Raw genomic sequence first — 13234 nt, forward strand, 5'->3', positions numbered from 1 at the left:
CAGGGCCCGTATATGAAGAACCACCCGCTGTGCGGGTGGGTCCCTTTTTTACGTTTTAAAAGATGCTTTCGAAATTATATTTATTAAAGTGAAAAAAGTATATGCCAATTCACATAGTGATAATGTGGTTCTTGGTTTTACAATGAGGTGCGATAATGAATAAAAAAATCATGGGTCTCGCCATATTGGCTGTTTTGATTCTTGCATGCGATGATTCGTCGAATGCAGATAACGCTGCTTCCGAGTCTGGATTGGTTGATACCGATATTTCAAAAACGCACGGTGCTGGTACTGTGGTTGATACTGCATTACCGGCATGTGAAAATAAATCGCAAGATTCATTGAACGATGTGTCTTCTGAATCCTGGATGCCTCTTGATACAGTTGCATGGCAATCATCGGATACCGTGTGCTTTTATAATGAATTCCCATATAAGGATACCATTTGCTGCTTTGGAGAACGTGGAACGTGGCTACAACGCGATGAAGATGGAAAATATATCAATGTGAGCGGGGATTATAGCGTTGGTTTTGATTCCGACACACTTGCAGCCACAGTGGCGCCTTCCTCGGTTAATAAATGCTTGGCGACTATTGGCGAAGAACGGTACCAGGGCGTTAAAATTGGCTCGCAGGTTTGGCTCTCGGAAAACGCAAGAGGAAAGGGGCGTTGCCTGAATGACGATGAGGAAAATTGCAAGTTGTTCGGAACGCTGATGCCTTACGACAAGGCAAAGGAAACTTGTTCTGGGGAGTATCGTTTGCCCTCCTCGAATGATGTCAGTCGGCTGCTTTTCTCTGTGGGAATGGTAAGGGAAAGAGCGTTCACCAAGGATGTGTGCGGAGAACTTCCTAGTGAAACGAGCTATGTCAATGTTCCTTTGTTCGCGGAGTCGCGAGATTCCTTGAACGCTATAGATGCGTACGGGTTCTCCTTCCTGATGGATGGTGGAATATACGAAAAGAATTTTGACGGGTCGAAACTTGTCTATTCATCGGCTAGGACATGCTTCTTCTTGCTGTCCGATGAAAAATCTGATTATCTAGAAGCATTTTGCTATGATGTTAATGAGAAAAAAGCGTATGTTGCACACCTAGGAAAGGATGCCGAAGTATATGCGCGCTGCATTATGAAATAATGTGTGAATTTTTTTGATTCATGAATATGAAAAGGAACCCATTGGGGTTCCTTTTTAAAATTTGTTAAAGTCTCCGATTTTGTCGGAGATTTTTTTTACTTCTTGAACTTTTTCAAGATAGCTTCAGCCTTGCCGAACTGCTGCTTCACGGACTTGGGGCCCGTACCGCCTTCGATGTTACGGCGGGACACGCTGTATTCGAAGGTGAGCGTCTTCTTCATCTGCTTGACGTTCGGGACGCCGGCGCTGGCCCAGGCCTCATCAGAGAGGTCCGTGAATTCGAGGCCTTGGCGGGCGGCTTCGCCGACCAGGCTACCGACCACGTGGTGGGCATCGCGGAACGGCACGCCGGATTCGACCAGCAAGTCAGCGAGGTCGGTAGCCAGCAGCGCCGGCAGCATCGACCCGTGCATCTTGTCGAAATTGAAACGTGCGCTTTCCAGGGCTTCCTTCATCACGCGGAGAATCACCTTCACGTTATGGACGGAGTCGAATACCGGTTCCTTGTCTTCTTGCAGGTCGCGGCTGTAGCTCAGCGGCGCGCCCTTCACCAGCGTGTAGAGGGCGCTGAAGTTACCGAGCATGCGACCGGACTTTCCGCGGATGAGTTCCATGGAGTCGGGGTTCTTCTTCTGCGGCATCATCGAGGATCCGCTAGAGAAGGCGTCGTGCAAGGTGAGGTAGCCGAATTCGCTGGTACTCCAGTTCACGAAATCTTCGGCGTAGCGGCTCATGGTGTTCGCGATAATGGCGAGGTCGGCTTCGAATTCGAGCATCATGTCGCGATGGCTCACGGCGTCGATGCTGTTGGGGCTTACTCCATTGAATCCGAGTTCCTTTGCTACCAAGGCGCGGTGGTACGGGAATGCGGAACCGGCCATGGCACCGCTACCCAGCGGGAGTTCGCTGTGCAGTTCCTGGAAGTTGTCGAGGCGCTTCACGTCGCGGCTCACGGCAAAGAACATGCTCATCAGGTAATGGCTGAAGTAGATGGGCTGTGCCTGCTGCAAGTGGGTGTAACCCGGCATCATTTTGCCGAAGTATTTCTTTGCGAGGTCGAGCACCGTTTCCATCAAAGAAACTTCGAGGGCGCGGATTTCGGCGGCGCGGTGTCGCATATACAGCTTGAAGTCCGTGCAAACCTGGTCGTTACGGCTGCGGCCCGTGTGGATCTTCTTGCCGAGGGCACCGATGCGTTCGGTAAGCACGCGTTCCACGGCCATGTGGATGTCCTCGTCAGATTCCTTCCAGAGCGGCTTGCCGGCCTTGTAATCCTTGAGGATGCTGGCGAGGCCATCGCAAATCTTCTTGTAGTCGGCCTTGCTGAGCACGCCGGATTCCACCAGGCCCTTGCCGTGGCCGATGCTGCCTTCGATGTCTTCTTCGATGAGTTCGGCGTCGAATTGCAGGCTGAAGCTCAGGTCCACCATGCTCTGCGCCATGCCGCTAGCGAAGCGGCCTGTCCACATGTTGGTCTGGGTACCTTTCTTGGCTGAATTTTCCGATTTCTTTGCGCTAGTTTTTGCCATGTTTTGCCTCGTTAGATTTTAGGGAATGACAACCTAGAAGTTCTGGCCGTCCTGAATCATGGGAGCCTGCTGCACAGGAGCCTGTTGCATGGGGGCTTGCTGCATTTGCGGGTTGTTCTGGGCCTGAGCGGCGTTCAGCTGCATACAGTTGATCAGGTTCGTCCTTGTCTTGCCCATGACAAGGCAAGTGGTCTTGCGTTCGCTGTCCTTGCTGAACTTGGTCTTGGCGACAAGCTGGCCGTTGACGATGAATTGAAAGGTGCCGTGCTTCATGCCGGCGTGGCAGGAACCCATGACGTCGACGCGCTGGCCGAAGTCGTCGACAAAATGCCACTGAGCATTCTTGAGATGCAGGCCGACACAGTTGAACGGCGAGTTCTGCTGTTCAAATGTTTGAGCGCGGCTGTAGTTGCCACCGCAAGCAATGAGAACGGCGGCGATGCTGCCCAGGGCGAGAATCAGGGGAAATTTTTTCATTGTGTTACCTTTTCGTTTTGATGTTCTTTCTCTAAAACTTCTTTCATCTTGTCGGTGAGCAGAATGGCGCTCTTTGACATCGGCATATCCTTGTAGGGGGAAACCGGGATGCTCGGCAAGACCTTGAGATTGTACATGTAGCGTTCGGTCGGGTGGAACTGCAGCATTTTGTCGTGCTTGCGGAGCCCGATTTTTTCGTTACCGCCAAAATAAATCGGTACGACGTCCGCTTCGGCAAAAAGGGCGAAGCGCGCGGCCCCTTTCTTGAATTGCCAGGGTTCGCCCGGCCTGGAGCGAGTGCCTTCGGGGAAGATGATGAGGTTGTTGCCGTCTTCGATCATCGACTTCTTGGCGCGTTCCAGCTGTTCTTCGAAGGGGATGCTGTTCGGAATGTAGAGATTCCGGATGATAGCCGAAATGCAGGCATTCTGGACAAGGGCCCCCTTGACAATGCAGTTCGAGTTCGGGATGAGCGAGAAGAGGATCACCACGTCCAGGAGCGAGGGGTGGTTCGCGATGACGACCTTTCCCTTGATTCCCTTCAGCAGTTCGCGGTTCTCGACGCTGAGGCGCATGGCCCCGGTGACTTCGATATACTTGACGAAAAACCTGAAGAACAGGTTTACGAATCGGCGAGAAATCATGTTGAAGCGTTTTTCCGAAAAACCCGCGAGCACGTGGAACAGGGGAAATAGCGATGTCCCGAGGATCAGGCTGCTGATTCCGAATACCGCAAACGAGGATAGCTTCGAAAGCAGCCGTCGGATGTACTTGATGCGGCGAAGCATTAGCCTAACCTCTGCTTAATGAAGGCGATGGCTTCTTCGGCAGCTGTCTCGAAATTTCCTTCGAATGGAGTCTCGTCGAGTTCGCGGCCACCCTTACTTGCGTCGGTAGTCAGGCGGAGTGCCAGGGCGCATACGGCGTTCGGGTACGGTGTTCCCGCCACGGGAGCGTAGGTCTCGGGAATCTTTTCGTCGGCGAATATAAAGACGCGTTCCGTTTCGGAACCCGCCTTAAGGGCGGCGACGCAGTCCTTTAGGCCTTCGCGGAAAGCAGCCTTCCCGGAGAATACAGCCGAATAACCGGCGGTATTCTTTTCGAGAATCGTTGCGTTCGCGATCGACGCGTTGAAGACGGAGAGGCTGAAGTGCGCAGGCGAGACGTTCCCGGTATCGAGCAGTGCTTGAGAAATTTTAAGCTGCTGCGAAATTTCACCGTACTGCGAGGCGAAGGTCACCTTGCAAGGGGGTTGGTCCTTGCTGATGGCGGCATTCACGTAGACAACCATCTTCGACAGCTGGCTCAGGCGTCTGCGCGTAAGCATCGGCACGAACTTCACGTCGGGGAGCGGTTGTTCTTCGCTCGGGATAAAGTACTCGGCACGTTCAATATAAATCATTGTTCCCATTCCCAGCTTACGACTACTTGATCCTGAAACGGAGCAGCGAGTAGCTGTTCGGGCCAACGGTATGGTGCGCTTCCTTCAGTTCAAAGCCGGCGATTTCGATGGCGTGCTTCAGTTCTTCGAAGCGGTACATCTTGGAGTTGCCGTTTGCGATGCAGGTGAAGTAGAGCGACGTGGCCTGGAGCGAGTAGGCGGCGGCTTCAAAGCGCTGTTTGTCCCACAGCGGTTCGAGCACGTAGATGTCGGTGTCGGGGGCTGCGGCGGAATGGATTTTCGTGAGAATCTTCGTGATTTCTTCGAGCGAGAAGCAGTCAAGGAACTGGCTCATCCAGACGGCGTTTGCGCCCTTCGGGAATTCGGTGGTCTCGTCGAGCACGTTGCAAGGGATGGTGTCGATGCGGTTCTCGAAACCGGCTGCCTTTGCGTTCTTGTCGGCGACGGCGGTTTGGCCCGGGAGGTCGATGATGGAAACCTTCACGTTCGGGTTGAACTTGCAGCAGGCAATGGCCCACTTGGCGGTGTTGCCACCGATATCAAAGAGGCGTGCGCAGGGGTTGGAAAAGACGATGGGGAGCGCTTCGGGGAAGGCCAGGTCGGAATAGAAATGGTCAAAGCCGAACCAGCTCTTTTTCTGCTGGTCGGTCAGCTGAGAGAGACCCTGGTACACGGTCTTCCAATTGCCGAGGTGCTTGAGACCCGCGGGCTTGCCGTCGCGGATAGCTTCCTGCATGTCCTCGGCCCCCAGGTAGCAGATGTCTTCGGAAAAGTCCATGTTGACTTTCGTCATTTCGTCGCTCATCAGGAAAAATCCGATTTTGCCGAGCGTAAGCTTGAGATCGTCCTCCTTGGAATCCTTATGAAGCTTGATGGCCCCCATGCCAAGTCCCATTTCGATCAGGACGCCGACGCCGTAGAGCGAAATGCCGAGCTTTTGCGAAAGTTCCGAAACGGTGATGCCCTTCTTGCGGGCGCTGCAGATGGCTTCGAGAATCCCCATGTCTCGGAGGGCCTTTGCGGCGTGGAAGCTGAGGGGGGCAAATGCGATTTTCTGGGCTTCGAACTTGGCGTCTGTAGCCGAAATTTGGTCTTGATAGTAGTAATCGAACATAGAACTCTTTTGTTATTTAGTTTGTTTTGCGCTCAAATTTAGCAAATAATGTAAATTTATGTGGTTGACGAAACCGATTTTTTAATCTATTTTTGCGCCCAAATTAAGGGTTAAATATGAACGAATTAAAATCTCGTATCAAAGAAATGATCGTAACGGCGTTGGAACTTGAAGACGTGACCGCAGCCGATATCGTAGACGATGCTCCTCTTTTTGGCGAAAGCGAAAATGGACTCGGGCTTGACTCTATCGATGCTCTGGAACTCGGTATTGCCGTCAAGGAAAACTTCGGCGTGACTTTCTCGGTGGTGAACGAAGAAACGAAGAAGCATTTCTATTCTGTAGATACGCTCGCTGCATATATTTCGGCGAACATGCCTAAATAAGGGAGGATGAAATGGATAAACAAGCGATTTTTGATAAGTTGAAAGCCGCCCTTATCGAAGATTTCGAAATGGACGAAGCCAAGGTGACCCCTGAAGCCCGTCTCTACGAAGATCTCGAACTGGACAGCATCGACGCCGTCGACCTGATCGTGAAGCTCAAGTCTCTCTTGCCGACCAATATCGATCCCGAAGTCTTCAAGACGGTCCGCACCGTTCAGGACGTTGTCGACGCCATTTACAACTTGATTCAGAACGCGGATAAGAAGTAATGAAATCCGTGGCGGGGAAGGTCCTCTTTGCCGCCTTTTCGGTCCTTTACCCGGCTCTCGTTTTTTGTGGCCTTGAATTTTGGGGGCTTTCTCCCCGCCGTTTGAGCCTGATGCTCATCGGCCTTGCTTTTGTGCATTTTTTCAATGTCACGAAGGGCCGTTCCAAGGGGTCGGATGGCTCCCAGGATCGTGCGAATATCGTCAAAAACTTTGCGCTGGTCGCCCTCATGTTTGTATGCGGGGCGATTGCCTTTTTTGCAGACAATATATTGTTCCTCAAGTTCTACCCTGTACTGGTGAGCTTGAGCCTTTTGGCGTTTTTCTCGTTTACGCTCTGGAAAAAGCCGAGTTTCGTGTTCAGGCTCGCGTGCCTGGGCGACAAGAGCATTCGAACCTCTCCGTCCTGCCGCTTCGTGGAACGTTACTGCGACCGCGTGACACTCGTGTGGTGCGTTTTCTTCGTGGTGAACGCGACAATCGCCTTGGGCACCGCATTGGTGGGTAGCGACCGGATTTGGTCCCTCTACAACGGTTTAATCTCCTATATTTTAATCGGCATTTTGTTTGCCGTTGAATTCATGGTCCGTAAAATGATGCAAAAGAAGATGCAATCCTACATTCCCGTTTGCGATTTGCAGCGGGATAGCCGCCCCGACGGGGCCATCGTCTGTTTCGACGGGGCCTCCGAAAGGACTTGGTCGGAATTCGTTTCCGATGTCTCCAAGGTCCGCCGGTTCCTGGAATCGAGCGAAAACCGTCCGTGGATTCTCCATTGCGAGGACTCCTACTTCTTTATCGTTGCGCTCCTTTCGATGTTGCAGAGTGGCCGCAAGGCGATGGTGACGGCGAACCGCCAGGAAGCCTTTATCAAGGAAATCAAGAAGCCCGGATACGGTTTTATCACCGACACTCCCTTTGGCGATGCTTCTGCTGGTGCGGTGCAGATCCAGGACATTTTGAACGGACCCGAAGTCGAGACCTTGTGGAACAGTTTTGACAAGAATGCTGCCGAGATGGTGATGTTTACCTCGGGAACGACGGGCGAGCCGAAATCCGTGCCCAAGCGTTTTTCACAATTTGAAAATGAACTGTTTGAACTGGTGAAGGTTTTCGGCGATGACTGGGTGGGTCGCAAGGTCTACAGTACGGTAAACCACCACCACATTTACGGCCTTCTGTTTACGGTGCTACTGCCGACGGCGACGGGGCTTCCGTTCCGTAGACACCGCATCGACTATCCGAGCGAACTCGTTAGCCTGGCCGGTGAAAAGGCGGTAATCGCGTCGAGCCCGGCTTATCTGAAGCGCCTCGCTGCCGATGCCGAAAAGCCGATTGAGTTCAAGTATACACCGATTATCTATTCTTCGGGCGGCCCGCTTCCCGAAGAGGTGGCCCGCAAGTGCGAAGGCATCACGGGCTACTGGACCACAGAAATCTATGGCAGTACCGAGACCGGAGGCATAGCCTACAGGCAGTCCAAGAACGGCCCCGTTTGGAAACCGTTTGAAGTCTGCAAGATGAGTATTGGCGAAAACGACTGCCTGAACGTGAAGTCGAGCTACATTCTGGAACCCGAAGGTTTTACGACGGGCGACCTCGTGGAAATCTACGACGACGGACGTTTCCTATTGAAGGGCCGCGCCGATTCCATCGTGAAAATCGAGGAAAAGCGAATTTCTCTCCCTGAAGTGGAAAATCGCCTGAAGCAGACGGGCTTGGTACAGGATGTACGCGTGGTCCCGATGGTGGGGAGCCGCCAGTACCTTGCCGCGGCGATTGTGCTGAATGCCGAAGGCCGTGAAAAGTTCAAGGACCTGCCGAAACTCGAAATCAACAATTTCTTCAAGAAGCACCTGATGCAGTTCATCGAGAATACGGTGTCGCCCAAGAAGTGGCGCTACCTCGAGGAACTTCCGCAGGATACACAAGGTAAGATCAAGATGCGCGATATCCAGGCATTGTTCGGTATTCCCGAAAGCCCGAATTTTAAGATTCTGAAGATGAAGTGTGAGCCGGGGACGGTGACGCTCAAGTTCGTGTTCCCCGAAACCAGCGATTTCTATAGCGGACATTTCCCGGCGTTCAAGCTGCTTCCTGCGGTTGCGCAGGTGGATATGGTGGTGACGCTTGCTCATGCGCTGCTCGGGACGTCGCAGACCGTGTCGCGAATCCAACGCACCAAGTTCAGCTATCCGATTTTACCGAACGTTCCCGCGATTCTTGAAATGAGCTACAAGGCCGATGCAGGAAAGGTCGCTTTCTCCTATACGCTCGAAGAAGGCCGAGCCCTTTCGAGTGGAATCCTCGTTATGACGGAGGCTGCCAATGCGTGAGCCCAAGATGAAGCCTGAAGATATGAAGTTCTGCGCTATCGTGCCGGTGTACCGTCACGAGGCGACGAGCCGCAAGGTGGCGGAAACGCTGGCCGCCCAGGGACTTTCCGTGATTTTGGTTGACGATGGCAATACTCCCGAAGGTCACGAAATTTTGGTGCAGGTCGCAAACGAAGTCCCGAATACGACACTTGTGACGCGCGAAAAGAACGGTGGCAAGGGTGCCGCGGTCATCAGCGGCCTCGAAAAGGCCTACGAAATGGGCTTTACGCATGCCCTGCAAATGGATGCCGACGGTCAGCACGACGCGGACGCAATTCCGTTCTTTTTGAAAGCCGCCAAAAAGCACCCGTTCGATTTGGTGGCGGGGATGCCGCAGTACGATGGCACTGTACCCAAGTCTCGCGAACAGGGTCGAAAAATTACGAATTTCTGGGTCGCGGTCGAGACGCTTTCGCGGTCGATTCCCGATTCCATGTGCGGGTTCCGCGTGTACCCCGTAGCGAAGGTTTGGCCGGTGGCTAAGAAAATTCGCACGTACCGCATGGGCTTTGATATCGAAATCCTGGTGCGCCTGTCTTGGGCTGGTCTCAAGATGTATTTCTATCCGATCAAGGTGAAGTACCCTGAAGACGGCGTGTCCAATTTCCGCGCCTTTGGCGATAACGTCGAAATTTCCTGGACGCATACCAAGCTCTGCCTCGGCATGCTGATTCGTTCCCCGATAATTCTTGGTCGCCGCCTTTTTAAGAAGAAAAAATGAGCTCCGAGAACACACAATCGCAATAGTGGTATGAAGTAAAGGAAGTGGGCGGGGGTTTAAGATGAAACCATTCTTTAAACAAATTGTATTCATACTCTTCATCAGTGCGTTGTTCGCTTGGGCTCAATCCGACATTCTTGTAGAAGCCTTTGATGAACAATGGAACAATCCGAGTCAGATTACATTGCGACTGCGACTGACGAACTCGTCGCAAGACACTTTGACGAATGTACGGCTGCGTTATTTTTTAGGTCATGATGAAAATCGGACTTTAGAGTTGTCTCCTTACTACCTCACCAATGCAAATGTGTCGTTAGACACTGTTGACAATTATCTTGCGGTCAATATCGATATCCCACAAGTCACGCCTGGATTATTCCCCAACTCCAGCGGAATCAGTTTGGGTTTACGATATCAGGACAACAACATATTCCATAAGAACGGCAATTTCAGTTATCCCGGAACAGTAAGTTTCGAACCGACGTCCAACATTCCTGTATATGTGGACAATATGTATATGGCGGGGAACAACCCTGTCGGGGACGAAATCCCCAAAATTCATTTTTATGGGATTCAGCCTGAACCTTTTGGGGATCGTCCGGCTTGGGTAGAATTAAGAAACGATGGCCCTCTGGATGTTTCCTTGAAAGATTTTTACTTGAAAAGTTCTTCTTCCGACAGCTTGGCGCTTCTGAATGCTAAGTTGTTGGCCGGTCAAAAAATCAGAATCTGCAACACCAACGACATTCAAAAATGCCCGCAGGAAGACCTTGTACAGATTAGTGATTCGGTTGGTTTTAACAATTACGAAAATTTCAGTATTGTATGGAATGGAAATATATTGGAAAATATACCCTACGTTCCATACGAGGTCGATGAAATCTCGGTTGGTGGCGTGTACATAGAGAAAAATGGCGGCGTATTTTTCACGATGATGGACGGAATGTGGGTTGCACATCATTTTTATGATTTAGGATTTGAAAACGAGCCTCCGTCTCCGCAGCCATACTCAAGGAACACTGTTTCATATGGTAATGACCATGTTTATCGTTTTGCATGGCATTCGGTCGATGGCGTTCAGCAGTATCTCTTGACCGTTATCAATGACAATGATTCGATTGTCCACCAGCAGTTGACAAACCGCACCCATGTAGACTTGTACCTAGAAGATGAACATTACCTGTGGGGCGTCCAGAATGCCGATGGCGGTATTCCATCTGATAGCAGCGCCTTAAGGTCCGTGGTAAATTCGATTAGCAAAATAGATGCTGACATAGATTCCACCCACATGCTCCATGTTCCTGTCTATAAGCCTCGCAAAGATACACGAATGTTGGTCTTAAACTGGGGTAATAAAATATTAGAAAAAGGCTGGGACCGACCGAATGATAGTGACACTCTTACTGCAGAAGAAGAGTATCGATGCTGGGTGGTTGCCATTCAGATGATTAACACCTACTATGGTGGCAATTTGACGCAGGATGAAATTAAATTTCATGGGAAAACGATACCTTTTGATGGTCTTAAACTTGCAAATACAAAATATTATCGTAGAGGAAAGGATAGTATTTGGGCTCCATTTTTGTTAGGTAGTGATGGAGGCGGTGCACGGTATGAATCTTTCGCTACTCTAGCATGGGCGCTGAAAATCAATCCAGAAAGTATCAATGTTGCGATTAGTAAGGGTAAAGATGACGTTCATGTTCTAAAAAAGATGGATTTAAAACAATTTATTGATGAAAAGCGTCCTGTTTTAATCTCGAATGGTCATCATATGATGGTTGCGGATGGTTACGATTTTCATAATTCCCCAAACGATAAAATCCATCTGCTAAATGTAGGTAATGATGGAATTGCGGAATGGAGAAATTTTGATGACACGATTAAGGTTTATTATGCTCCGCCTCGCATTTATTCAGCCGTCCGTAATACAGATTTTCTTGTTCACCAAGATGACGATGGGGACAGCCTTGTAAATTTTGATGAGGTGTATAGGTTCAAGACTGATCCTGACAAAGTCGATTCCGATGAGGATGGCATTGATGACAAAACTGAAATTATGTCATACAGTTTGCGAATCCCTCAGGATTGTAACAGAATAATGGAGATAGGAAAAGGAAAAAAACGCGATTCGGAAAATAATCCTATTGATTCAACAACTGCCGAAGGGTGGTGGTATGCAGATTCTTCAAAAATAAAATTTGCCGATGTTGATGGTGATGGAATAAGAGCTGAATTGGATATAGATTCTGACCATGCCAATGACAACGGAACCTGGGATGGATTTGAAGATTTGAATCACAATGGAATTCTTGATGATGGAGAAACGGATCCTTACAATAGCTTAGATGACACTACATCAACCGTAGACATGCGTCCCTTAACAGAATGGGATATCCCAGATAGTTTAACAATTTATTCTATTGGCGGTATTTATATGAATGACCGTTCTAAATGCTATGATGGAGAAGACTATTGTAAAATCGCAGTTGAATCGGGTAAACTTCATTATGCAGTGTCTGTTGGGGTTGACTCTAAAATTGGTTCAATAATTAGTAAGGGCGGTGTTGGATTACGTAATAGGGCCTCTGTATTTGGAAACATAGACATATATTCGCTTCCTAATAATTATGCACCAATAGAAATGCAAGAATCAGCAAGTCTTTATGGGAATACATTCTATCATAATTATATGGATTGGCCTTATCGTGTGATTGATGGCGAGGAACATCATATTGATTCGGTGCTTGGAACTTCAGACCTTATCATTCATAGGGGACAACAAGCTACATTAAATGATGGCGACCATTACCGTTCTGTTCGAGTTATGTATGGTGGCAAGCTAAAGGTTAATCCAGGACAAATGTATGTTGGTAATATCCAGTTAGAATCTGGTAGCCAACTGGAATTTTTAGAACCTGGTAAAGAAACCGTTATCCATGCGGAAGGTACGTTTCTTTGGAGAGCTTCTCTTGTTAACGAAGCCAAGAATCTTGTTGCAAGGGGCTTCAAACTCATTCAGTATGGAGAACAGCCTGTATTTGTAGAAGGTGACTGGGCTGGCACAATTCATGCGGCAAGGGCTCAATTGATTTTGGGACAAACTGTCAAAAATGTTTATGGAAGGTTCCTTGGAAATGGAGTAACTGTTCATCAGAACACCGACGTTTATCGTGTTGACTTCAATCCAATTCAACCGGCATTAGAAATATCATTTAAGTAGGGGGGATTATGAAGAAGGTTCTGATACTGATTGTGCTTTTTGCAACATTATTGCTTTCAGCTGAGTTTGAAAATCCGAAGAGTGTTGTTCGCCCAGGGACAAAGTTGCGGTTCGCTCCAGATTATCTATCGTTTGAATTTGGCGAGTCGTGTTCGAAAAAATTTATTCAATGTTCTGATTCTGTTCAAATAGATGATGATGTTGTTTTTAACGGTATTGCTTTTTATTCATCAGTTGATACAAATTTCGTTGTATTTGTGGATTTCACTACAAATGACATTATAATACATAGTGTACAACCCTGCACAGGTTGTCTTTTCGGGGATCCCCTAGACGTTATTTTGAAACAGGAATTTCTCAATTTACAGGAATGGGGCGTTGTTCAGTTAACCAAAGACAGCGCACAATCTTTAATTGATAGAATGATTGAAATAATGTCTTGTGGATCCTACAGTATTGACGGCGTTTATCATTATCAAGATATGTTTTGTGATACCTCTACAACTTTTTATTGTTGTGAAGAACAAGCTGATGGAGGCGCAGCAATGATTGACAACTGGTGGACTTTGCTTCCTGATGAAAAACCGACTTCTATTTCC

General features: G+C 49.2%; 12 protein-coding genes. 7 read left to right on the forward strand and 5 right to left on the reverse strand.

Annotated elements, in window-relative coordinates; translation table 11 throughout:
• Nucleotides 1-155 precede the first annotated feature (155 nt).
• Nucleotides 156-1139, forward strand: coding sequence for an FISUMP domain-containing protein (locus tag Q0P86_RS15445; RefSeq protein ID WP_294113618.1), 984 nt, complete (start codon nucleotides 156-158; stop codon nucleotides 1137-1139).
• A gap of 95 nt (nucleotides 1140-1234) precedes the next feature.
• Here the strand turns inward: Q0P86_RS15445 and argH are convergent, their stop codons facing one another.
• The 5 genes from argH to Q0P86_RS15470 are packed head-to-tail and all read right to left on the reverse strand — an operon-like array spanning nucleotide 1235 to nucleotide 5661.
• Nucleotides 1235-2668 carry an argininosuccinate lyase gene (argH, locus tag Q0P86_RS15450; protein ID WP_295040694.1) on the reverse strand — a complete coding sequence of 478 codons (1434 nt, stop codon included), beginning with the start codon at nucleotides 2666-2668 and terminating at the stop codon, nucleotides 1235-1237.
• Between the two features lie 33 nt (nucleotides 2669-2701).
• Nucleotides 2702-3145 carry a hypothetical protein gene (locus Q0P86_RS15455; protein WP_295040696.1) on the reverse strand — a complete coding sequence of 148 codons (444 nt, stop codon included), beginning with the start codon at nucleotides 3143-3145 and terminating at the stop codon, nucleotides 2702-2704.
• Nucleotides 3142-3933 (reverse strand): 1-acyl-sn-glycerol-3-phosphate acyltransferase, encoded by a 792-nt coding sequence (locus tag Q0P86_RS15460; RefSeq protein WP_295040698.1) that lies wholly within the window; start codon nucleotides 3931-3933, stop codon nucleotides 3142-3144. Before Q0P86_RS15460 ends, Q0P86_RS15455 begins: the two co-directional genes overlap by 4 nt.
• Complete coding sequence (locus Q0P86_RS15465) at nucleotides 3933-4547, reverse strand: beta-ketoacyl synthase chain length factor (RefSeq protein WP_295040700.1); 615 nt, start codon at nucleotides 4545-4547, stop codon at nucleotides 3933-3935. Before Q0P86_RS15465 ends, Q0P86_RS15460 begins: the two co-directional genes overlap by 1 nt.
• Before the next feature lie 22 nt (nucleotides 4548-4569).
• Nucleotides 4570-5661 carry a methyltransferase gene (locus Q0P86_RS15470; RefSeq protein ID WP_290993592.1) on the reverse strand — a complete coding sequence of 364 codons (1092 nt, stop codon included), beginning with the start codon at nucleotides 5659-5661 and terminating at the stop codon, nucleotides 4570-4572.
• Nucleotides 5662-5777: 116 nt separating this feature from the next.
• Between Q0P86_RS15470 and Q0P86_RS15475 the strand changes: the two genes are divergently transcribed.
• The 6 genes from Q0P86_RS15475 to Q0P86_RS15500 form a co-directional block, all read left to right on the forward strand.
• A complete protein-coding gene (locus Q0P86_RS15475; protein ID WP_173355078.1) occupies nucleotides 5778-6047 on the forward strand; it encodes a phosphopantetheine-binding protein in 270 nt (89 codons plus the stop codon).
• Between the two features lie 11 nt (nucleotides 6048-6058).
• Nucleotides 6059-6316, forward strand: a complete 258-nt coding sequence (locus tag Q0P86_RS15480; protein WP_072978518.1) for an acyl carrier protein — start codon at nucleotides 6059-6061, stop codon at nucleotides 6314-6316.
• The gene (locus Q0P86_RS15485) at nucleotides 6316-8649 is read left to right on the forward strand and encodes an AMP-binding protein (protein ID WP_295040703.1); all 2334 of its coding nucleotides are present in this window, start codon (nucleotides 6316-6318) and stop codon (nucleotides 8647-8649) included. Before Q0P86_RS15480 ends, Q0P86_RS15485 begins: the two co-directional genes overlap by 1 nt.
• The gene (locus tag Q0P86_RS15490) at nucleotides 8642-9412 is read left to right on the forward strand and encodes a glycosyltransferase family 2 protein (RefSeq protein WP_295040704.1); all 771 of its coding nucleotides are present in this window, start codon (nucleotides 8642-8644) and stop codon (nucleotides 9410-9412) included. The genes Q0P86_RS15485 and Q0P86_RS15490 overlap by 8 nt, the downstream gene beginning before the upstream one ends.
• A gap of 61 nt (nucleotides 9413-9473) precedes the next feature.
• Nucleotides 9474-12635 (forward strand): hypothetical protein, encoded by a 3162-nt coding sequence (locus tag Q0P86_RS15495; protein ID WP_295040706.1) that lies wholly within the window; start codon nucleotides 9474-9476, stop codon nucleotides 12633-12635.
• A gap of 8 nt (nucleotides 12636-12643) precedes the next feature.
• The coding region (locus Q0P86_RS15500) for a hypothetical protein (RefSeq protein ID WP_295040708.1) at nucleotides 12644-13234 on the forward strand (591 nt) is incomplete at its 3' end.

Origin of the sequence: uncultured Fibrobacter sp. (assembly GCF_946062555.1) — a bacterium.
Taxonomy (GTDB): Bacteria; Fibrobacterota; Fibrobacteria; order Fibrobacterales; family Fibrobacteraceae; genus Fibrobacter.

Excerpts from the sequence above, each read along its gene's own strand:
- Q0P86_RS15445 (WP_294113618.1), top strand. The coding sequence starts at position 156 with ATGAATAAAAAAATCATGGGTCTCGCCATATTGGCTGTTTTGATTCTT.
- argH (WP_295040694.1), bottom strand. The coding sequence starts at position 2,668 with ATGGCAAAAACTAGCGCAAAGAAATCGGAAAATTCAGCCAAGAAAGGT.
- Q0P86_RS15455 (WP_295040696.1), bottom strand. The coding sequence starts at position 3,145 with ATGAAAAAATTTCCCCTGATTCTCGCCCTGGGCAGCATCGCCGCCGTT.
- Q0P86_RS15460 (WP_295040698.1), bottom strand. The coding sequence starts at position 3,933 with ATGCTTCGCCGCATCAAGTACATCCGACGGCTGCTTTCGAAGCTATCC.
- Q0P86_RS15465 (WP_295040700.1), bottom strand. The coding sequence starts at position 4,547 with ATGATTTATATTGAACGTGCCGAGTACTTTATCCCGAGCGAAGAACAA.
- Q0P86_RS15470 (WP_290993592.1), bottom strand. The coding sequence starts at position 5,661 with ATGTTCGATTACTACTATCAAGACCAAATTTCGGCTACAGACGCCAAG.
- Q0P86_RS15475 (WP_173355078.1), top strand. The coding sequence starts at position 5,778 with ATGAACGAATTAAAATCTCGTATCAAAGAAATGATCGTAACGGCGTTG.
- Q0P86_RS15480 (WP_072978518.1), top strand. The coding sequence starts at position 6,059 with ATGGATAAACAAGCGATTTTTGATAAGTTGAAAGCCGCCCTTATCGAA.
- Q0P86_RS15485 (WP_295040703.1), top strand. The coding sequence starts at position 6,316 with ATGAAATCCGTGGCGGGGAAGGTCCTCTTTGCCGCCTTTTCGGTCCTT.
- Q0P86_RS15490 (WP_295040704.1), top strand. The coding sequence starts at position 8,642 with ATGCGTGAGCCCAAGATGAAGCCTGAAGATATGAAGTTCTGCGCTATC.
- Q0P86_RS15495 (WP_295040706.1), top strand. The coding sequence starts at position 9,474 with ATGAAACCATTCTTTAAACAAATTGTATTCATACTCTTCATCAGTGCG.